Raw genomic sequence first — 20,859 nt, 5'->3', positions numbered from 1 at the left:
GGATCGCGCTAAGGTAGCGCTAATCAGGCAGAACCGTCCTGCTATAAGATCTATAAGGGAATGAAGGGAGTATCACGGCTTTTCTCTACCTACACGACGGAGTACGCTCGGCTAGCGGACTACTATGCAGGAGATTGGCGTGAGAACAGCAGTTACGAAGCGGTTGCCCAAAATCTGACGACGAGCCCCGTGGATCGTCAGATATTAGTCGATGTACTTGAAGAGCAAAATTCTAACTGGAATAATGGAACTCTGGCATCGCAACTTCGAGACCCAGATTCATTAGCAGTGGTCACCGGCCAACAGGTCGGGATTTTTGGCGGCCCGCTCTACACACTGTACAAGGCCTTGTCCGCTGTTCGTTTAGCGGATCGCCTGACAAGTGTACTTTCCCGACCGGTCATACCGGTCTTTTGGATTGAAGGAGGAGATCATGATCTTGATGAAGTGCGACAGATCAGTCTGGTCGGCAGGAAGATATGGTACGAGGGACACAGACTCCCCGAGACAGGCAATCTTGGCAGCGTGGGCTCTCTGGTCTTCAATGCAGAGATTGATCGTGTCCGGGGGGAGCTCATCGACCAACTACCGATGACAGAATTCCGAGATGAAGTACTGGGAAGTTACTACTCAGCATATCACCAAGGAACCACGTTCACTGATGCATTTGCCCAGACATTAAAATCTCTCCTGGGCAGTGATTCGATGGTCTTTATGAACCCAGAAGACTGCCGACTGAAAGAACTGATTGCTCCTCTGCTTCGACGTGAATTAAAAGAATACGCGACAACTCACACGGCTTTAAAGGCGACCAGCGATGCTCTGGAAGAGGATTATCATGCACAGGTTCATGTTCGCCCTGGGAATGTATTTCTGCTCAGCGAGTCGCAGCGGGAAGCATTACATCCGACAGGCAATGGCTATAGCCCACAATTTTCCGAAGAGAAGATCATTCCAATTGATCAGATCCACGAAATTCCACCGTGCAGCTTGAGTCCCAATGTTGTTATGCGGCCGCTTGTACAGGATTCATTGTTGCCCACGGTTGCCTACGTAGCGGGTCCGGGAGAGATAGCATATTTCGCTCAGCTTAAATCGCTATATACTTGGGCAAAGCGCCCAATGCCCATTATTTTCCCACGGGCAAGTCTTACAATCATTGAGCCAAGGATTGCAGAGTTGATGGACCGTCATGATTTGGCGGCAGAGGAACTGGGCAGTGAAATCCCGGAAATCATGCGCAAACGCGTACTGGAAGGGTCAGAACTTGCACAAGCGTTCAAAAAGGCCGGAGTGATGCTTGATGAGAGTGCGGATGGATTAAGACCGGCAGTGACGGAGGTGGATGTGACGCTGCAACCTACCGTAGAGGCGACCTTGGCACAATGGAGGAAAGCTCTCTCGAAGCTACAACAGCGGGCCGAACGTGCCGAAAAGCGACGGCACGAACAACTAAGGACTCAGATTGAACACTGCAAAGAAGCGCTGTACCCCAATGGGAATTTTCAGGAACGGGAATTGCCAGCCCTCTATTTTCTAACCAAGTACGGTGACAGCTTCCTGGATCAAGTGCGCTCGCGGCTCAATATTGATTACTGTGGAGAGCACCAACTTATGACACTGGTATGATCAGGTTGGCGAATTTTCATGGCCAGATCAGAGCATGTGCTCTGGGGAAACCTAGGGCGAACAACCGTTCTGCAGGTTTGATGCGATCCCGTTGAAGCCAAGTCAACTGGGTCGTGCTGCCGGAGTCCTCTATCAACCGTTCGAAGAACTTCCAGCAGTTAGCTGTTTGATGCGGCAGCTTCGAGTTTTTCCAGGGAGGGAATCAAGTCTTGTGACACCCATCCGAATTCAGGGTTGATCTTAAGGGATCGTTCGAAAGCATTTCTGGCGTCCACAAGATCTCCTCGATCCATATAAACAATTCCCAGTCGGGCATAGACTTCATCATGCCCCCAGGAGGGCGCAAAGGGGTCGTCAATGACTTCTTCGGCAAAGAGACGTGCAGCTTCTTCAAATGCCCCCACAGCATGATCCTTATTTCCCCCGACAATCCCGGGGAGGGCGTAGTCAATAATTCCGCTCACTAAGATTACTCTGGGGTTCTTAGGTTCCAGTTCTAGGGCCTTGGCCCTGGCTCGCCGGTACTTGCGGCTTAATCCTATGGCTTTCAGTGGTCTCACAGAAATTTTGTGTATATATGCGCTGGAAAGCAAGCTCCATCCTTCTGCAAACATCGGATCCAGCTCCAAGACCACTTCCATATGTTGAATAGCAGAGTTGATATGGTCGACGAGCTCGCGTTTTCGCTCAGGTACGCGACCTTCTGTAATCATATTGGCCAGAGCACCAGATGCAGATCCCGCGTAGTAATGAGCCCAGATTGCGAGATTTTCATCTTCCGTGATCTGCTCTAGGATTCTACGCGCTTCCAGGACCTGGTCAAAATTCCTATTGTTTGATCCACCGTTGAGTAGCGCCATCCCTCCGAGAAGCCTTTCTTCGTTAGATTGCGCTTGTGTTGCTACGTTGAATAGAAAAAGGCTGACAAGGGTAAGAACTCCCCAGAATTTCATTGTATTCCGCATTGAAGATGATAGATATAATCAAATTCTTTGTTCCTCAACTCAGGTCAGGTCTTATCCATTGATGACTCAAAGGTTGATTCCCAAACCCAGGTTAAATATCGTCCCTCTGAAAGATTGTCCTTTTCAGACTCAGGCTCTACTGCCGTCGGGAAACAACCATATAAACCCTCCTGGATTTCACGTTCCGTAGCCGTTCTCACAATTATATTTATTATACTTTGACATTCAGATGTAGTATCTTCTGACATCCAGCCGAATCATATTCTAACACACATATGAAACTGAAAATAATATTACGCTGCTGTTCCTTAATTCTAACATATACTCTGAATTAAGATTGACATTCAGCCGGGATTGAAACTGACATTCAGCCGATAAGTATGCTGACAATTAGTCAAAGCATTCACCGACAACTATTCGCAAAATGACTGGGAGAGCTCTCATTCCTCGAAATTTACAGTCTCTTCTTATTGAAAAGAGGGGGTACTCACCAGTTAACCTGATCCATGGACCTCGTCAGTGCGGTAAGACCACCTTAGCGCAGTCCGTGGGGGACCGTTTAGACGAGATGTTGGACGAGCCGTGCGTAAATCCGCGTTATAGCGGGATGACCATGCGTGAGATGGTTAGGAAGGTAGTACTGCGGAGGGATGACCCAATGGACGATTCTATCTCTGAATCTGAAAAAATCGAGCGAGAATGAGCGGAGACCGTTCAACTATTCACTATAATTTCCTTATGTTTAGCCTATCCGAATCAGTCAAAACCTACAAGTAGTATGATGTTATCGATTAGATGGAAATTTATAGTTACCCTGACCTTGATCATCTTTTGGGGAGCAGGGATTCAGTTTTCAGACTCAAACTCACTACAGGCGCAGGTGCCGAAGGTGACAGCCAGTGCAGTCGTGGGTGAGGATGGAATCGTGAATGAAGATTCTCTGAAGGCTTTTGTCACTTGGGCCGCCTCGGAGTTTGAAAAATTGGAGGACCTTGACGAAGGGCTTGCAATCTTACAGGATCTGTACACAGACGGTTCTGATTTACATTCAGGCGAGATCTATCTGGTAATCATTGGTGATGGGGGACGCATTTCTTTTCATGGGAAGTCTCCCCAGTTAAACAAGCAATACGTACTTGATCAAATAGATGGAGAAGGGACGGAGGTGTTCAAAGAGATGTTGAAGGCAACGAAAGAGGAAGCAATAAAGGTGGAGTACTGTAAGTACAGTGATCCAGCGAACCGCTCAGACTGTACGACGATGACGAGTTTTGCGATGCGATACAGATCACAGATCACGTATAAACAACCACGAGTTTGTGATGGTTGCTGGATATTCGCAGGATTTAGAAGGTCTGTGTAAACCCATTACTGATATCGATTTCCCTGAGGTTTCTGCTGACCAAGTGGTGAGTCGCGAAACTCTGAAAATGTTTGTGGACGGTGCTACGAAATGGTTGCGAGACCTTCGTGAATCGCGCGGGATAACATTCACTCGTCAGTTGGGATGTCAGTTCCGAATAAAGGTTGAAGATGGCGGACACTTCAGACACGGCACCGTTTACCTCTACGTAATTACGGAGAAAGGGTATGTGTTTTTCCACGCAACAGACCCCTTTCGGCAAGGTCGCACGGTCCTTGGCAACGCCGATCTTAGAGGGGATACGACGTTTGTGTACAAAATCATTGAAGCAGCCCGATCCGATAGTGTTTTTGTGGATTATTACTGGGATGATCCAGATAATCCCAATGATGATGAGGAAGGAACTCTCAGAACGACTTATGGGAATATAATCGAAGTTCCTCCTGGAATATTCCCCGGCGATCCGGACCTCATTGTGGCTGGTTCATTCTTTCCTCGTGTGTCAACGGCCGTTGAGGACGGGATTAGCGAAATCCCTTCGGAGTTCGTGCTCCATGGGAACTATCCGAACCCGTTCAATCCGTCAACACGGATCCAGTTTGATCTTCCTGAGAGGGCGCAGGTGACACTGCAGGTCAGTGATGTGTTGGGACGCAGGGTAATGGAGTTACCCTCACAGGTGTTTGAAGCGGGTGTGAACCACACCATTGAACTGAATGCCGTTCAACTTGCATCAGGAACCTATCTGTATCGGATGGTTGCGATAGGATCGGGAAGTAGGTATCAGAAGACGGGTCTCATGACGCTGATGAAGTAATGTATGCAGAGTAGTTCAGCTACCCGGAATCCAAAGAAAGCGCCCCGATGCTCACCAGTGGTATCGGGGCGCTTTCGTATTGAATAGGCGGGAGCGTTTTGTCTTGACTTCGGCAGTTATCTCTGGCACGGATATCATAGGGCGGGATTTTGAAAAAAGTGAACACTACATCCGGTCCTTCTGCAAAGGTTTGCTGTACACGGTTACTCTTCCAAATTACCGTAGCCGTCTCCTTCTACAGAGATATACCACGTTTCCAGGGGATGAAGTCGTTTTGACCCAAACGCTCAGAAGCGGGAGTCAAATCTCCGCTTGCGATCTGCACGACCAAATCGAGAATTTGCTCGCCCACAGATTCAATAGTATCCTGGCCGTTCAGGATGCCCCCGGCATCCAAGTCGATCAAATCCGGGATGCGATCAGCGAGCGCTGAATTGCTACTGATTTTGGCGACCTGTGCAACGGGATTGCCCGTCGGAGTTCCCATCCCTGTGGAAAAGAGAATAATCTGAGCGCCTGCTCCGGCAATGGCAGTCGTAGATTCAACATCACCGCCGGGCGTACACAAAAGGTTCAGGCCCGGCGTAATTACATATTCAGGGTAGTCAAGAACCGCTGTGATGGGGGAGGTGCCACCTTTTCGTACAGCACCGGCGCTCTTCATCGCATCTGTCAATAATCCATCCCGGATATTTCCTGGAGACGGGTTCATATCAAAGCCGGACCCAACCGCTTCTGCCAAGGCCGAATAGGATTCCATCAAGTGCACGAAGCGTTCCGCGATTGAGACATGGGTACATCGGTCAATCAATGCCTGCTCTTGGCCGCAGAGTTCTGGAAATTCCCCCAGAATGGCGTTGCCACCCAGCGCAACAAGCAAATCAGTCGTGTATCCCATGGCTGGATTTGCCGTAATTCCACTGAACCCATCTGAGCCTCCGCATTCCAAGCCTAACGTGAGCTTGCTCAGCGGAGCAGGGGCCCGGCGAAGCCGGTTGGCCTTTCGCAAGCCGGCAAACGTATCGTTAATTGCCTTTGTGATCAGGCTATCGGCGCTGGCAAAGGATTGCTGCCGGAAAATGTGAAGAGGCTTTTCGAATGTTGGGTTACGCCCACGCACTTCTTCCATCAACAATTTCAACTCGGCATTCTCGCATCCGAGGCTCAGTACGGTTGCACCGCATACATTTGGATGGTTCAGGTATCCCGCCAAAAGCCCACAGAGAGTGCGGGCGTCCTGCCGGGTTCCACCGCAGCCCATATGATGGGTAAGGAACCGTATCCCGTCTACATTCTCAAATAGTGGAGTAGATCTAACCGGTGCCAGATCTGTTTCAATGAACGGCTTGCCGGTGCGGTGTGCATGGGCTAGGGCGGCAACTAGGCTCCGGTACTCAGAATCCATCCCATATCCCAACTCATCCTCAAACGCGCGTCGAAGGACATCAATATTCCGGTTCTCGCAGAACACCATCGGGACCACGATCCAATAATTCGCTGTCCCCACCTGGCCATCCGTGCGATGATATCCCTGAAAAACTGTCGTTGCCCATTTCGAGACATCCGGGGGATTCCACGCTCGAGGCACATCTCTCACACGATATGCAGAGGTATCGTGGATGAGATCTCTCTGGCTTAATCGGTCACCGGGGCGTAGATCACGCAAGGCCTTCCCCACGGTGACACCGTACATCAAGACGGGTTCCGATGCTCTGATAGGTTGGGTTACAACCTTGTGTTTTGCCGGTACGGGAGCTTGCGTTACACAACCGGACAGAGCCTCTACGCCTGCTGGCATAGAGGCTAGAGCAACTGCGACATTGTCACTCGGGTGGATCTGCAGCACACGAATCGACATTATTGCAGATAGGAGTGGTCACCAACGTTGATTTTTTTGTACATACCGGCAACAACACTGTTTGCACCAATCATAGATTCATGTAAGACGGAGCCCCGAACACATGCAGATTCAAAAATGATACTGCCCCGAATGATGGAGTCCGCTACATGAGCACCGGCTTCCACACTCACGTAAGGGCCGATAACGGAGTTCTTCACGACCGCATCTTCGGCGATGTATACAGGCTCATGGACGATTGAATTCGTACAACCGGGCCTAGCCGTAGTCTGCGGCTCATGATCAAGAAGGTATCGGGTCGTATCCATAAATGCATCCAGCGTCCCACAGTCCAGCCATGCATTCACTGCAGCAGTCCGAAAGATTAACCCCTGCTTTAGCATCCCGTCAAAGGCATCCGTTAGATAGTATTCTCCACCCTTGCCACAGATATTGTTGTCAAAGAGCACCTGGATTGCTGCCTGTAGTTTTTCCAAATGTCTGACGTAGTAGATACCGATCAGTGCCTCGTTGGAGATGAATTCTTTCGGTTTTTCCACGAAGGCCGTAACTTGATCCCCTTCCCGTACGGCAACCCCAAACCTGCTAGGATCCTCTACTTCCCTGACCCAGGCCACAACGTCACTGCTGTGCAGATCATGAATGGGGTCCATGTCAAAGACTGTATCGGCGTAGACGACAACGCCTTCTCCTGCCAGAAATTCCTGTGCGCACATGACCGCATGTGCTGTTCCTTTTGCCTCTTCCTGAATGATATAATGCGCCTGGATACCATGCCGGTCGCAAACAGAATCCAGGATGTCGTAGGCCTTGCGATCAAACCCCGGCCCAAGGATAAAAACACCGTCCGTAACGGAACGGGGCAGGGTATGGGTAAATTTTTCTACAATACGTTCCACCATACATTGACCACGTACGGTCATAAGTGGCTTCGGTGTGATAGATGACTGGGGGCGCAAGCGTTTGCCATGCCCAGCCATAGGGATAATAAGCTTCACGGGTTAGTCAAGAATTAGGTTGCGATCAGGGCGTTCTTCCCAGCGGATTTCGTCCACTGGATTCATTTTACCGCGCCCGGCATAGAGCCGGTTGGGGCAGTTGATGACGAGTGCATCCGATGCGCCAGTATTCCGGTAAGCATGGATCACTCCTGGAGGGATCAGGACGGCCGTTGGGGATTCCCCTCCGGCATCCAGTACTTGCCTGGTTCCATAAGTCGGGGAGTCTTCACGATCATCCCACAGGTAGAGCCGGAAGGATCCATTCAAAAATGCAAAAAGGTCGGTCTGATGGCGATGTTCATGCGGGCCGCGGGTAATGTCGGCACGCGTTAGAGAAACATAGGCCATCACGGGGTGGAATTCTTTCTCCAGTTCATCGTGCCGGAAGATTTCTGACAGCCAGCCGCGCTCATCTGTATAGCGAGGCAACAGCCGTACGATGCAGTCATGTACCACGCCCGTTCTCCAGTTCATTGGTCATTATACCTCAGTACTCAATGCAGGATAGACAAGGTTCCGTGCGAGCTGATTCGCCTCATGCCAGCCCTCTAGCGTCCCCGCATCTCCCCACCAGCCCTCCAGTACGCCATAGGTTAAGGTACTGTATTTGACATAAGCGGAATTCAGGTCACTAACTTCGTATTCACCACGCCGACTCGGGGAGAGAGTGCGAATAAAGTCGAACACTTGTGCGTCATAGAAATAAAGTCCCGTCACCGCATACTGGCTCGGTGGAGATTCGGGTTTTTCCATGATTTCGACAATCTCCCCTCCTTGGAAGCGGGGGACCCCATAACGCTCAGGATCCGGAACGGCCTTCAAGAGAATACGTGCGCCATCTTTCTGGCGACGAAACAAATCCACCTCACGAGTCAGGCTGTCTTCTAGGATATTGTCTCCAAGGGCGACCAGAAAGGGCTTGCCACCGGCAAAATGCTCACATAACCCCAGCGCCTGCGCAATGCCACCTGGTTGATCCTGAACACGGTACGTCAGGTCAAGTCCCAGTGTCCTTCCGCTTCCGAGGAGATTCACAACATCTCCCATATGTTCAGGGCTGGTAACTACAGCAACCCGCTCAATGCCGGCTTCCTGGAGTCGCATGAGCGGATGGTAAATCATTGGATATCTTCCCACAGGAAGCAAATGCTTGTTGGTAACCTTCGTAAGAGGGTACAATCGACTTCCTGTGCCGCCGGCAAGGACGATCCCATTCAGGAGCTCATGCATGTGCGAAAAGTGCAGTTTAGGGCGAGGTCAAGGTTGTATCGGAGCTTTGATCCGCTTAATGAAGATCCTGTTCCCGTCGGAGATCACCCTGGACCATTTCTTGGATCATGTCCTCGAAAGTGGTGGTTGGTTTCCAGCCGAGCTCTTTCCACGCAAGAGAGGAATCTCCCCGTAAATGATCCACTTCGGCGGGTCGATAATAGCGAGGGTCAACTTCGACAAGGATACGTCCGGTTTTTTTACAGTGCCCCTTTTCATTCTTTCCGGTACCCTTCCATTCCAAAGGCAGCCCCGCTTCCGCGAAGGCCAAAGAGCAGAGGGTTCGTACCGAGGTGGCTCGTCCGGTTGCTAACACATAGTCACGCGCAACTTCCTGTTGCAGCATCCGCCACATCCCTTCTACATAGTCGCGCGCATGTCCCCAGTCCCGCTTGGCATCAAGATTTCCGAGGTATAGCTTTTGATCAATCCCAAGCTGGATCCTTGCTGCGGCCCGGGTGATTTTGCGAGTCACAAACGTCTCCCCACGCAGCGGGCTTTCATGGTTGAAAAGAATTCCGTTGCAGGCATACATGCCATAGGCTTCTCGATAGTTGACTGTGATCCAGTAGGCGTAGAGCTTGGCGGCACCGTAGGGGCTTCGGGGGCGGAACGGAGTTGTTTCGGATTGAGGGGGCGGCGCGTTGCCGAAGAGTTCGCTGGTAGACGCCTGATAAAATCGGATTTGGTCGGTCATACCCAGGATACGAACCGCCTCCAGCAGCCTTAAAACCCCAACCGCATCCGCATTCGCCGTGTATTCGGGGGTGTCAAAGCTGACCTGTACATGGCTCTGCGCGCCCAAGTTATAGATCTCATCCGGTTGCACTTCCTGCACAATGCGAATCAGGTTGGTCGAGTCGGTCAGATCCCCGTAATGGAGTCGGAACCGCGCTTGGTCAACATGTGGATCCATGTACAGATGATCGATCCGCTGCGTATTAAAGAGGCTTGCACGGCGTTTCACACCGTGAACAGTGTATCCCTTATCCAGAAGGAGTTCAGAGAGATATGCACCATCCTGACCGGTCACACCGGTAATCAAAGCTGTTTTATTCTTCATTGGCATTGGGACTTGTACCACGTATACGTCTTGTGAATCCCTCTCTGTAATGAGGTTGGAGCCGTCCAGCCCAACTCGGTCAAGCGTGAAACGTCAACAAGCTTCCGTGGGGTGCCATCTGGCTTGGAGGAGTCAAATTCAAGTACACAGTCTGTGCCCATCACCTCCTGAAGGAGCCTGCATAGGTCGGAAATACTGAAGTCCTGTCCACAGCCCACATTCAGCATGGAATCGGGCGCGATACGCAAAAGTTCTTCCTCCGGTGTTTGCAGCACAAATACACAGGCATCTGCCATGTCTTCACTGTAGAGAAATTCTCGGCGGGGAGTTCCAGAACCCCAGACAGAGATTCGTCCTTCGCCAGACGTGTGTGCTTCATGAAGCTTTCGCATGAGTGCTGGCAGTACGTGACTGGAGGCGAGGTCAAAGTTGTCCCCCGGTCCATAGAGGTTTGTTGCCATGACCGTTACAAAATCACAGCCATGCTGACGCCGCAGTGCCTGACATTGAACGGCACCGGTAATCTTGGCAACCGCATACCATCGGTTCGTCGTCTCAAGCGGTCCGCTGAGTAAAGCCGTTTCCTTCAGGGGTTGTTCGGCCTCCCGGGGATAAATGCAGGTGCTCCCAAGAAAAAGCAGACGCTTTACACCGGTATTTTTTGCGGCATCCAGGACATGGTTCTGGATCGAGAGATTATCCCCCAGAAAGTCTGCCGGATATTGATCATTGGCAAGGATCCCCCCAACCCGCGCAGCAGCCAGAATCACGAATTCCGGCTGTTCTTCTTCAAAGAAGTGGTTGACCGAGCGTTGGCATCGAAGATCCAGCTCTGCACTTGTGCGAAGCAGCAAATTCGTATATCCACTTGCACGGAGCTTCTTCACTAGTGCACGCCCAAGCAGTCCTCTGTGCCCGGCTACATAAATGGATGCATCCAGATTTTTCAGATGCATGGATCAGGGCGCCTGGCCGATTTTCTCAAGAACATAGACGAGTGTACGTCGCAGACCTTCTTCCCGGTCCACCCCGGGACTCCAATCCAGGAGCCTGTTCGCCAGAGAGATGTCCGGTCGACGGCTTTTAGGGTCATCTTCAGGGAGCGGGTCATGAGTAATCGCACTTGTACTGTTGACCAGCGCAATAATTTCTTTTGCAAACTCAAGGATGGAAATTTCATCGCAGCACCCAATATTTACCGGGGAGGTTACATTGCTGTAGAGCAGCCGTACGATCCCCTCAATGGTGTCGTCCACATAGGTAAATGAGCGGGTTTGTTTGCCCGTTCCGTGGACGGTGATCGGCTCTCCAGAGAGCGCCTGACGCATAAACGCCGGGAGTGCTCTGCCATCGTTGAGGCGCATACGGGGGCCATACGTGTTGAAGATACGTACGATACGAGTCGGGACATTGTGATGGCGGTGATAGGCCATTGTGATCGCTTCTGCGAACCGTTTTGCCTCATCATAGACCCCACGCAAGCCAACCGGGTTGACATTCCCCCAGTACGTCTCTTTTTGGGGATGCGTGTTCGGATCTCCATAGACCTCGCTGGTGGATGCCAAAAGGAAACATGCATTCTTTGCTTTGGTCAGCCCAAGAGCATTGTGTGTTCCCAGAGCCCCAACCTTGAGTGTCTGGATCGGAAGGCGCAGATAATCAATCGGAGATGCCGGACTCGCGAAATGGAGCACGTAGTCGAGCGGCCCTTCAATCGTGATATACTCGGTCACATCATGCTCAAGAAAGCTAAAACGTGGGTGCCCGGTCAAATGTGAAATATTGTCCGGTGATCCGGTCAGGAAATTGTCCATACAGACCACCTCATGCCCATCGTCAAGCAGCCGGTCACATAGATGAGACCCAAGAAAGCCAGCGCCACCGGTGATCAAAGTTCGCAGCATCAACGACGGCAGATGAATCTTAAGCTATGCAATACCATATCCATTGTAGTACCCAAATTTACGACTTGGCGCTTAGGAATTTGATCAAAGGGGAACAAGTTTTTGAGGCGATGTCTCACGGATCAGTGCACGTGCCAGAGCACAGGCAGGGTCAATCAGGGGGATGTCCTTGGCATGGGAAACAGCAAGTGGGAGCTCTGTGCACCCCAGAATGACACTCTCCGCTCCTCTGCTACGGCAGTGAGCCACCGCAGAGAGTACCATTGCCCGCGCCTGATCCGTGACAGGGGCAGAATGAGCCTTGATTCCAAACCCGGGGTCAAAGATGGCTCGGTGAACCACCTGCTCTGCCACCTCATCGGTGGGCATTACGGGTGTATAGCCGGCATTTTCCAGTGCAGATCGGTACAGGCCCAGGCGATGAACGCTCAACGTGGATAAACATCCAATTCGGGTCATGTCCGGCAAGGTTTCCTGGATGTGGCGAACGGTCTCCTGGATAAGGTGCAGGATGCGGATTCCCTTTGATAACCGTGTCAATTCGTCAAAAATTTGCGGAGCATGTGCAGAATTACAAGGGATCCCTGCGACCTGAACCCCGAGGCTGGAAAGTTCACGGGCAACCGAGGCAATTGCAATTCCCGGATTCTCACTCGACTCCCCAAATACGTAGGCGCTCCGATCGCCAATCAAGTGGCCATAGGACAGCAGCGCCATCGGAAGGTGATCCTGATCCGTGACGGCTCGTGTTTGCGCAATCACTTTTGCGGCTAGGTCAAGTCCTGCTTGCGGGCCCATTCCCCCAATTATGCCGATAACTGGATTTTTCATCAAATTTTCACGTCAATTTACGCAAAGGAGAGCAGGATTCTTGTTATCTTTGCAATTTTCTAACACGAAGTGGGATCGTTATACGTAATTGCCCGGTCGTCTAATGGCAGGACAGCGGCCTTTGGAGCCGTCGGTGGAGGTTCGAGTCCTCCCCGGGCAACCTCCTTTGTCCCAATACAATACACGAATTAATGTCATGTCAGGAACCCCCCGTTGGAATCTTTACGGGTAGCAGTAACCCCGCGCTAGCGGAAAAGATTGCCGAAGCCTACGGTCAACCGCTCGGAAAGCTGCAGCGTGTTGTGTTTTCGGATGGAGAATTATACGCAAAATATCAGGAGTCTATCCGGGGGAGGGACCTGTTTATCGTACAGAGTACGTATCCGAATGCAGACAACTGGATGGAGCTGTTACTCCTGATTGATGCCGCCAAGCGTGCATCTGCCGACCGAATCAATGCCGTCGTCCCTTACTTTGGATATGCCCGTCAGGAGCGGAAGGATCAGCCGAGAGTTCCCATTGCCGCTAAGCTCATGGCGGATCTCCTTCAGACTGCCGGGATCAACCGATTGCTCACCATGGATTTGCATGCATCACAGATTCAGGGATTTTTTAATGTTCCTGTGGATCATTTGTATGCCTCAGCAGTATTCGCGGGCTATCTTCAAAAAATTCGCCTGACGAACCTGGTGGTTGTTGCACCGGACGTAGGTGCGATCAAGATGGCCCGCGCCTATGCCAACCGACTGGACACGGACCTTGCAGTCATTGATAAGCGCAGACCCCACCCGAATGAAGCAGAGATCATGAACATTATTGGCGAGGTTAAAGGACGTAATGTGCTATTGATTGACGACATCATTGACACTGCCGGGACATTGACCAATGCTGCGAATGCTCTCAGAGATGCCGGAGCGCATGAAATCATGGCCGCATGCACGCATCCATTGTTGTCAGGAAAAGCCTATGAACGGGTTGAGGCTTCTGTTTTGAGTAAGCTCCTGGTGACTGATAGTGTGCCACTCAAGCGGAAGTCTGACCGTATTGAGGTGGTCAGTGTTGCTGCGATGTTTGCAGATGCCATCCAGCGTATCTCCACGGACGACTCTGTTTCTACATTGTTTAATTAGTTAGTTCTAGAATCCATGAATGTGATTTCGATTTCAGCACAGGCGCGTACACCTGGCAAAGCTTCTGCCAGGGCAGCGCGCAGACAAGGGAATGTTCCTTGTGTTCTTTATGGGCGTCATGTGGATGCACACCCTTTTGTGACGAGTGAACGAAGCCTGCATCCACTCATTTTTACGGACCGAACGCACATTGTGAACGTCAGTCTTGGAGACGATTCCTGGGAGTGCATCGTGAAGGATGTTACGTATCATCCGGTCACGGATCGTCCGATACATGTTGATTTTCAGGCACTCCAGGCAGGCGAGAAAGTGACGCTTTCCATCCCGCTCAATTTTATTGGAGTATCCGTAGGACAATCAAAGGGTGGATCGCCTCAGTTTGTTTTGAATGAGTTGTTGGTCAGTTGTTTCCCACGGGACATTCCTGCACGGATTGATATTGATGTGAGAGAAGTGGATATCGGGGACTCTATTTATCTACGTGATCTTGAGGAGGAGGCCCTGGAGTTTCTTGCACCGGAGGATCAAATTTTGATGACAGTCATGCGTCCACGTGCTGTAGAAGAGGAAGAAGAGGTGGACGAGGAAGTAGAGGAGGAAGAAGAGGAGGAGATTGAGGAATAGGTACCAGACAAGCCGACTCCGGCTTTTTAATGCCACAGAAACAGTGCGTAATCCTTGGGTTGGGTAACCCAGGCCCGGAATACGAGGGAACACGCCATAACGTAGGTTATGAAGTGATTGACCGGATCGCAGAGCGCTGCAGGATCACCTTGCGCCCCCATTCCCGAACGAATTCAGTTGCGGGGAAAGGGCGTTGGCGGGGACACGCCTTTACCGTCGCAAAACCTCAAACCTGGATGAACCGAAGTGGGGAATCTGCCCGCAGCTTTCAGCGACGTATGCGACTTAGCGGCCGGGAATTTCTGGTCGTCATGGATGACCTGTATTTACCTGTCGGTACGCTAAGGCTGCGTCAAAGTGGGAGTGCAGGAGGTCACAATGGGATGCAGAGTATTATTGATGCTCTCGGAGACGAGAATATTCCAAGGCTGCGCGTCGGGATCGGAGAAGAATTTGAGCAGGGCACGCAGAAGGATCATGTACTCTCCTCTTTCGACCAAAAAGAGAGGGAAACGATCAACCCTACACTTGACCATTCGCGGGATGCGGCCCTAATGTTTGTTGCAGAAGGGATTGTACCTGCCATGAATCGTTTTAATCGTCGCACCCGGACCTCTGAGAAGCAATCAGAAGAAACTCCTGGGCGAGCCCAATCATCATGAACTACTAAACCCTAGGCGGTCGTGCAAATTATGAGTTCGTTGCTTATACGGCCGATTTGAATTTCTACACATATGCAATCTATCCCTCTAATCCTTTTGGTGTGTGCCTGTGGCGTGGTGGCACTCATATTTGCCTGGATGCGGGCACGATGGATCTCCAGACAAGATCCAGGTACGGAACAAATGGTCACGATTGCCGGGCATATCGCCCGGGGAGCACAGGCGTTCCTGAACCGGGAGTATCGTGTCATTGCCGTCTTTGTTTTATCCGTGGCTGCCATTCTGGTCTTTACCGGTTGGTTAAGTGATTCGGATACAGGGCAATCTCCAATGGTTGCCGTGTCGTTCTTTGTCGGTGCATTTTGTAGTGGCGCCGCGGGGTTCATTGGCATGCGTGTTGCCACAAAAGCGAATGTTCGTACCACCAATGCGGCACGAACCGGTCTAGCTCCTGCACTGGACATTGCTTTTTCTGGTGGTCTGGTCATGGGTCTATGCGTGGTAGGATTGGGGATTCTAGGGCTTGGTGGATTGTTTTTGGCCTATAGCGAGTTGACGGATTGGACCACGATTCGGGTGATTGAGGTGATTTCTGGGTTTTCACTCGGTGCCTCATCCATTGCGCTTTTTGCCCGTGTCGGGGGTGGGATCTATACCAAGGCCGCAGATGTGGGGGCCGACCTCGCTGGTAAGGTCTATGAAGGGATTCCAGAAGATGATCCACGAAACCCCGCTACGATCGCCGACAATGTAGGAGATAACGTGGGGGATGTTGCCGGCATGGGTGCAGATCTTTTTGAAAGCTATGTCGGCTCCATCATTGGAGCAATGGTGCTTGGGACTGGGTTCCTGACGGTATTTGAGGGATCTGGTGCAGCTCTGGGAAGCATCAGTGCAGTACTTCTTCCCCTGGTTCTCGGGGCCGTCGGGATTCTTGTCTCCGTTCTGGCATCCTACTTTGTCCGTGTCAAAGAAGGGGGGAATCCCCAGAGAGGATTGAACCTGGGCGAATTTGGTGCAAGTGCAGTCATGGCCGTGGCTGCGTTCTTTGTGATCTCCTGGATGTTGCCAGGTGAGTGGACTGCAACGACAAGCATTGTCGGTGAACGGGTTTATACAGCGCTGGGAGTATTTTTGGCCATGCTGATCGGCTTGGCAGCCGGCGTGTTGATTGGCTTGGCGACAGAATATTTTACCGCCACCACGACGCAGCCCACTCTGCGGATTGCAAAGCAGAGTGTCACGGGTGCTGCAACGAATATTATTTCCGGTCTGGGGACCGGTATGTATTCAACGGGAATTCCCGCGATCGTACTGGCATTGGCGATTATTGGAGCTTTCAGTACGGCAGGTCTGTATGGAATTGCGATTGCTGCTGTTGGGATGTTATCGGTCACAGGAATTCAGCTGGCTGTGGATGCCTACGGCCCGATCAGCGATAACGCTGGCGGAATCGCCGAAATGACACACCTCCCCGCCGAAGTGCGGGAGAGAACCGATAAGCTAGATGCCGTCGGGAATACGACTGCCGCCATCGGGAAAGGATTTGCCATTGGTTCTGCGGCATTGACGGCGCTCGCGCTCTTTGCTGCATTCATGCAGCAGACCGGGCTTGAAACTATTAATGTGGCACAGCCCAATATCCTTGCCGGACTCCTGATCGGGGCGACACTGCCTTATGTGTTCAGTGCGATGGCAATGGCTGCGGTAGGACGCGCGTCCGCCGATATGATTGTAGAAGTGGGAAGGCAGTTCAATGAGATTCCAGGGCTACGTGAAGGAACGGCTCCCGCCGAGTATGCCAAGTGCGTGGATATTTCAACCGCCGCCGCTATTCGGGAAATGGTTGCTCCCGGCCTGTTGGCGATTGCGCTGCCGGTTATGATTGGCTTTATCAGCAAGGATATGTTGGGGGGGCTACTGGTTGGCGTCACCGTGTCTGGGGTTCTGTTTGCCATATTTCAGTCCAATGCCGGCGGCGCGTGGGATAACGCGAAGAAACGCATCGAAGGAGGAATGAATATTGATGGGGTGATATTAGGAAAAGGCACCGAAGCGCACAAAGCTGCAGTCGTTGGGGATACCGTAGGGGATCCGTTCAAGGACACATCCGGCCCAAGTTTGAATATTCTGATTAAATTAATCGCCGTGGTTGCTCTTGTGATTGCACCGCTGCTGTAAATAAACAACTTGGGCGTTGATTGGTACGTTGGAGATGAGTCCAAAAATTTGATGCCATGGCAAAGGTTGAAGTCCCAATGCCCAAAATGGGCGAGAGTATTACCGAAGGAACCGTCATTGTTTGGCATAAGAAAGAGGGAGACCCTGTTGAACTGGATGAGACGCTCCTGGAAATTGGGACCGACAAAGTAGATACGGATGTACCTGCGCCGACGGCCGGAGTCGTCGGGAAAATCCTTACCCCGGAGGGGGAGACCGTTCCCGTCGGGCATGTGATTGCTGTGATTCATACCGAAGAAACGACCCCGGAGCCGACATCCTCGGATTCCAGCCCGCCACCACCAGCCGCATCTACGGTTGAGGACACCCCCGTCGTAATGCCGAAAATGGGCGAGAGCATCACTGAGGGGACAGTCATTGCTTGGCATAAGAAAGAAGGAGATTCTGTTGAATTGGATGAGACGCTCCTAGAGATCGGGACCGACAAAGTGGATACCGATGTGCCTGCCCCTGCTGCAGGGATTGTGCGGAAAATTCTGGTGCCCGAAGGAGAGACGGTGGATGTTGGAACCACGATTGCCATTATTGGCGCGGAGGGTAGTGCAAATACTCCAGTAGTAGCATCTCCCTCTGAGAGCGTATCAGAACCTGAGCCTGCGCCAGAACCTAAATTACCCGAGCCATCCGAACCGGAGGGAGCACGGCATTTGGAGGATGGGCGTTTTCTAAGCCCACTGGTTCGCAGTATTGCAGAGACCGAGAATATTTCCCGAGAGGAACTAGCTGGCATCAAAGGCTCCGGGCGTTCTGGGCGGATTACAAAAAAGGACCTTGTAGATCACTTGGAATCCCGAAAAGGCGCACCTTCTCCCAAACCGAAGAAGAAGGCCGTGTCACCCGCCAGAAAAACGCCGGCTCCCTGGGATTCTGGCCGGAAAGGGGATCGGGTGGAGGTCATCCAGATGGATCGGATGCGTCAGTTGATTGCCGAGCATATGACGAAGTCGCGACGCATTGCTGCGCATGTGACCTCGTTTGCAGAGGTGGACGCAACACGGCTGGTTCGAATTCGGGAAGCCAATAAGGAGGCCTTTTATGCACGCGATGGCGTGAAGCTGACGTACGCCCCCTTCCTGATTTATGCTGCAGTAGAAGCACTGCGTGACTTTCCACTGCTCAACAGCTCTGTCGAAGGAGACAAGATTATCGTACGCAAAGACCATCATATCGGGGTTGCCGTCGCACTGGAACAGTCGGGGTTGATTGTGCCGGTGATCCGCAATGCCGGGCGATTAAGCATCACCGGACTTGCCCATGCAGCCAATGACTTAGCCCATCGTGCACGAGCGTCGGAGCTGCTTCCAGATGATCTGCAAGGAGGGACCTTTACCTTGACCAACGTAGGGTCACTCGGGTCTCTGATGGGAACTCCAATCATACTACAGCCTCAAGTTGCTATATTGGCAACTGGAACTATCATCAAACGTCCGGTGGTTATTGAACATCCAGACCATGGTGATACGATTGCGATCAGACATATGATGGTCTTGTCCCTGTCGTATGATCATCGGATCATTGACGGGGCGATGGGGATTGCTTTCCTTCGTCGATGCTCAGAAGTGATTGAAAACCTAGATCCAGACATGGAGCTTTGAGACGGCTGAGTTGATACCCGGAGAGTTCTTCCATGCTAAAAGATCGCGATCTAGTCAAGACCTTGACAACCGATGCGATCCTTGCGCGTGTGGATTTTTTTTTGAGCACGCTGGCGCAGGGTAAATCTCAAGCCACCGTAAAGACATACGGGAAGTCGCTTGAGATTTTCAAGTTGTGGATATTGGAGCAAGGAGGGAATGTGGAATTGTCCCAGGAAAATCTGGAGAAGTTTCCGATCTATCTCAAAACGGAACGCCATGTGAGCCATGCTACGATCCAGACTTACCTGACCGCAGTACGGCAATTTTTCGTGTTCCTCGTGAATGAGGGGCTGCTACAGGAAGATCCGGCCAAAAATATCAGGGTCAAGCCCCAGCCTCGTCCCTTGGGCCGTGGGATCCTGACAGAGGATGAGATCAAGCGCTTATTTAAGGTTTCCGAAGGCAGGGCCCCTATTCGGCTGCGTGATCAAGCCATCCTGTGCTGTATGCTACGTAAGGGCCTGTCGGAAACGGAAATTACGAAATGTAATTACGAGGACCTGGAGAATACCCTGATGGGGGAAGAGTTGAATATTCGTGGGGAGAATCGGCGTATTGTGCCCCTGGATCAGCAAACCTATCAAAGCCTAAGGGCTTATCTTGCAACGCGGCGACAACCGATAGGGCCAAAGGATCCGCTCTTTCAATCACTCGGCACCCGTGAGAAGTATGAACGGTTAAAGGTACGTACTGTCCGGTCCCGTATGCGCGGGCTGCTTGATCTTGCCATGATTACGCGCATTGAGGTGTCCCCGCAGAGCCTGTCGCACACGGCCATTTATTTAATGATTCAGCAAGGGATCTCCAAAGAGGAGCTCAAAGAACAGATAGGTCCACACCGCTTCTACCATCGGGTGAACAATCTCAAAACAAGGGGCCTCATTGATCCCTCTTACTGAACCTGGTTGTCACTGTGAACTGGTGCAGCCCGGCAAATGACCAGGAACTGAACGAATAATCAAGCTCAAAGCGTCGGATGTGCAAGCCAAATCCAACGGTCGTTCCGGCCATATCCAGCCGCCGATCAGACTTGAGGTTTCGTTTACGGTGGTTATAGCCCAGTCGGAGATCAAAGGCAGGGATTGCCTGGAATTCCAGACTGAAAATCGCATGCCGGAATCCCTCATTCACCGTCGTAATCTCATGGATATGCTGCAGATTATAGACCGTGAGACCGACGAGTACCGGGATATACCTGAGTCGCTTGGATACAGCCATCCGCAAGTCCAGGGGCATGGCATCCCTTGATTGGCCAAGACTGGAAAGAGATCTACCGACGTTCGTGCCCCCGATGGAGGCGGTGAGGCCCTGATCAGGAACATGGTAGACCAGCCCTACATCCATGGCGACTGCGACGGCATTGAATTCACCAATGGAGGTATAGGCTAGATGGAGGCTCGCTCCGTATCGGAATCGGGAGTGCCATGGACGAGATAATCCTGCAGACAGTGCAACATTACTAGAAGCAAGCGTACCAATGCGCTCGCCATTCGCATCGGCCTGATCTATTTTTCCCCAGTGAAAGAACCGTACTCCCACACCAGCCATACCGAGCCCGCCAAGGTCATGGGCATACGTAACCGTGCCGGACTGGAGATCACTCAGGTGGTTCAGCCATGATACCGAGAGACTGCCCCCCGCCTTACGATTCAGCAATGCCGGATTATAAAGGATGGCACTACTTTGGCTGGAGGTGGCATCCGGGAGCGTCCCACCGAGTGCGGCCGCTTCTGCAGAAGGTTCAAGCCGCAAAAAATCGAAACCAGATAGCGTTTGGCTCCGTACGTTCGAGGTTGTGAACAAACAGATAACGATACCCAGCCAGAATGAAGTGCTTCGCTTGGCCATAATGGAGATACACGAAT

19 protein-coding genes, 1 tRNA gene and 1 pseudogene are annotated in these 20,859 nt (G+C 51.7%); 11 read left to right on the top strand and 10 right to left on the bottom strand.

What is annotated here, in order from left to right:
- Positions 1-60: 60 nt before the first annotated feature.
- On the top strand, positions 61-1,629 hold the full coding sequence (bshC, locus tag F4Y64_08925; GenBank protein MXX97717.1) for a bacillithiol biosynthesis cysteine-adding enzyme BshC: 1,569 nt from the start codon (positions 61-63) through the stop codon (positions 1,627-1,629).
- A gap of 158 nt (positions 1,630-1,787) precedes the next feature.
- On the opposite strand, the gene F4Y64_08920 is transcribed toward bshC, so the two are convergent.
- Positions 1,788-2,594: a tetratricopeptide repeat protein gene (locus F4Y64_08920; GenBank protein MXX97716.1), complete on the bottom strand. Its 807-nt coding sequence runs from the start codon at positions 2,592-2,594 to the stop codon at positions 1,788-1,790.
- Positions 2,595-3,063: 469 nt separating this feature from the next.
- Between F4Y64_08920 and F4Y64_08915 the strand changes: the two are divergent.
- The 3 genes and pseudogenes from F4Y64_08915 to F4Y64_08905 all read left to right on the top strand — a co-directional run bounded on the left by F4Y64_08915 (position 3,064) and on the right by F4Y64_08905 (position 4,774).
- A pseudogene (locus tag F4Y64_08915) lies at positions 3,064-3,147 on the top strand (ATP-binding protein).
- Positions 3,148-3,372: 225 nt separating this feature from the next.
- Positions 3,373-3,957: a hypothetical protein gene (locus F4Y64_08910; protein MXX97715.1), complete on the top strand. Its 585-nt coding sequence runs from the start codon at positions 3,373-3,375 to the stop codon at positions 3,955-3,957.
- Positions 3,917-4,774: a T9SS type A sorting domain-containing protein gene (locus F4Y64_08905; protein ID MXX97714.1), complete on the top strand. Its 858-nt coding sequence runs from the start codon at positions 3,917-3,919 to the stop codon at positions 4,772-4,774. Before F4Y64_08910 ends, F4Y64_08905 begins: the two co-directional genes overlap by 41 nt.
- 235 nt (positions 4,775-5,009) lie before the next feature.
- Here F4Y64_08905 and F4Y64_08900 read toward each other — a convergent pair whose 3' ends face one another.
- The 8 genes from F4Y64_08900 to F4Y64_08865 form a co-directional block, all read right to left on the bottom strand.
- Positions 5,010-6,632, bottom strand: a complete 1,623-nt coding sequence (locus F4Y64_08900) for an altronate dehydratase (GenBank protein ID MXX97713.1) — start codon at positions 6,630-6,632, stop codon at positions 5,010-5,012.
- The gene (locus tag F4Y64_08895) at positions 6,632-7,630 is read right to left on the bottom strand and encodes a glucose-1-phosphate thymidylyltransferase (protein MXX97712.1); all 999 of its coding nucleotides are present in this window, start codon (positions 7,628-7,630) and stop codon (positions 6,632-6,634) included. The genes F4Y64_08900 and F4Y64_08895 overlap by 1 nt, the downstream gene beginning before the upstream one ends.
- Before the next feature lie 3 nt (positions 7,631-7,633).
- Positions 7,634-8,107: a dTDP-4-dehydrorhamnose 3,5-epimerase gene (locus F4Y64_08890; GenBank protein ID MXX97711.1), complete on the bottom strand. Its 474-nt coding sequence runs from the start codon at positions 8,105-8,107 to the stop codon at positions 7,634-7,636.
- A 6-nt stretch (positions 8,108-8,113) separates the two neighbouring features.
- Positions 8,114-8,863 carry an NTP transferase domain-containing protein gene (locus tag F4Y64_08885; GenBank protein MXX97710.1) on the bottom strand — a complete coding sequence of 250 codons (750 nt, stop codon included), beginning with the start codon at positions 8,861-8,863 and terminating at the stop codon, positions 8,114-8,116.
- 55 nt (positions 8,864-8,918) lie between these two features.
- Positions 8,919-9,965: a GDP-mannose 4,6-dehydratase gene (gene gmd, locus F4Y64_08880; GenBank protein MXX97709.1), complete on the bottom strand. Its 1,047-nt coding sequence runs from the start codon at positions 9,963-9,965 to the stop codon at positions 8,919-8,921.
- Positions 9,962-10,921, bottom strand: a complete 960-nt coding sequence (locus F4Y64_08875; protein MXX97708.1) for a GDP-L-fucose synthase — start codon at positions 10,919-10,921, stop codon at positions 9,962-9,964. The genes gmd and F4Y64_08875 overlap by 4 nt, the downstream gene beginning before the upstream one ends.
- 3 nt (positions 10,922-10,924) lie before the next feature.
- Complete coding sequence (locus F4Y64_08870; GenBank protein MXX97707.1) at positions 10,925-11,869, bottom strand: SDR family oxidoreductase; 945 nt, start codon at positions 11,867-11,869, stop codon at positions 10,925-10,927.
- A gap of 84 nt (positions 11,870-11,953) precedes the next feature.
- Positions 11,954-12,700 (bottom strand): aspartate/glutamate racemase family protein, encoded by a 747-nt coding sequence (locus F4Y64_08865; GenBank protein ID MXX97706.1) that lies wholly within the window; start codon positions 12,698-12,700, stop codon positions 11,954-11,956.
- A gap of 89 nt (positions 12,701-12,789) precedes the next feature.
- Between F4Y64_08865 and F4Y64_08860 the strand changes: the two genes are divergently transcribed.
- The 7 genes from F4Y64_08860 (at position 12,790) to F4Y64_08830 (ending at position 19,893) form a co-directional block, all read left to right on the top strand.
- Positions 12,790-12,860, top strand: a tRNA-Gln gene (locus tag F4Y64_08860).
- Positions 12,861-12,891: 31 nt separating this feature from the next.
- The gene (locus F4Y64_08855; protein ID MXX97705.1) at positions 12,892-13,830 is read left to right on the top strand and encodes a ribose-phosphate pyrophosphokinase; all 939 of its coding nucleotides are present in this window, start codon (positions 12,892-12,894) and stop codon (positions 13,828-13,830) included.
- Positions 13,831-13,845: 15 nt separating this feature from the next.
- Positions 13,846-14,454 carry a 50S ribosomal protein L25 gene (locus F4Y64_08850; GenBank protein MXX97704.1) on the top strand — a complete coding sequence of 203 codons (609 nt, stop codon included), beginning with the start codon at positions 13,846-13,848 and terminating at the stop codon, positions 14,452-14,454.
- Positions 14,455-14,483: 29 nt separating this feature from the next.
- Positions 14,484-15,116: an aminoacyl-tRNA hydrolase gene (locus F4Y64_08845; GenBank protein MXX97703.1), complete on the top strand. Its 633-nt coding sequence runs from the start codon at positions 14,484-14,486 to the stop codon at positions 15,114-15,116.
- A 72-nt stretch (positions 15,117-15,188) separates the two neighbouring features.
- On the top strand, positions 15,189-17,297 hold the full coding sequence (locus F4Y64_08840) for a sodium-translocating pyrophosphatase (GenBank protein MXX97702.1): 2,109 nt from the start codon (positions 15,189-15,191) through the stop codon (positions 17,295-17,297).
- A 56-nt stretch (positions 17,298-17,353) separates the two neighbouring features.
- Positions 17,354-18,952, top strand: a complete 1,599-nt coding sequence (locus tag F4Y64_08835; protein ID MXX97701.1) for a 2-oxoglutarate dehydrogenase, E2 component, dihydrolipoamide succinyltransferase — start codon at positions 17,354-17,356, stop codon at positions 18,950-18,952.
- Between the two features lie 32 nt (positions 18,953-18,984).
- Entirely contained in the window at positions 18,985-19,893 is a 909-nt protein-coding gene (locus F4Y64_08830; GenBank protein MXX97700.1) for a tyrosine-type recombinase/integrase, read from the top strand.
- Here F4Y64_08830 and porQ read toward each other — a convergent pair.
- Positions 19,874-20,842: a type IX secretion system protein PorQ gene (porQ, locus tag F4Y64_08825; protein ID MXX97699.1), complete on the bottom strand. Its 969-nt coding sequence runs from the start codon at positions 20,840-20,842 to the stop codon at positions 19,874-19,876. The genes F4Y64_08830 and porQ overlap by 20 nt on opposite strands.
- Positions 20,843-20,859 lie beyond the last annotated feature (17 nt).

It is taken from the genome of Rhodothermaceae bacterium, assembly GCA_009838195.1.
In the GTDB taxonomy this organism is placed as follows: Bacteria; Bacteroidota; Rhodothermia; order Rhodothermales; family Bin80; genus Bin80.
The sequence above is the reverse complement of the archived record's forward strand: the minus strand, read 5'-3'. Positions and strand labels throughout refer to the sequence as shown.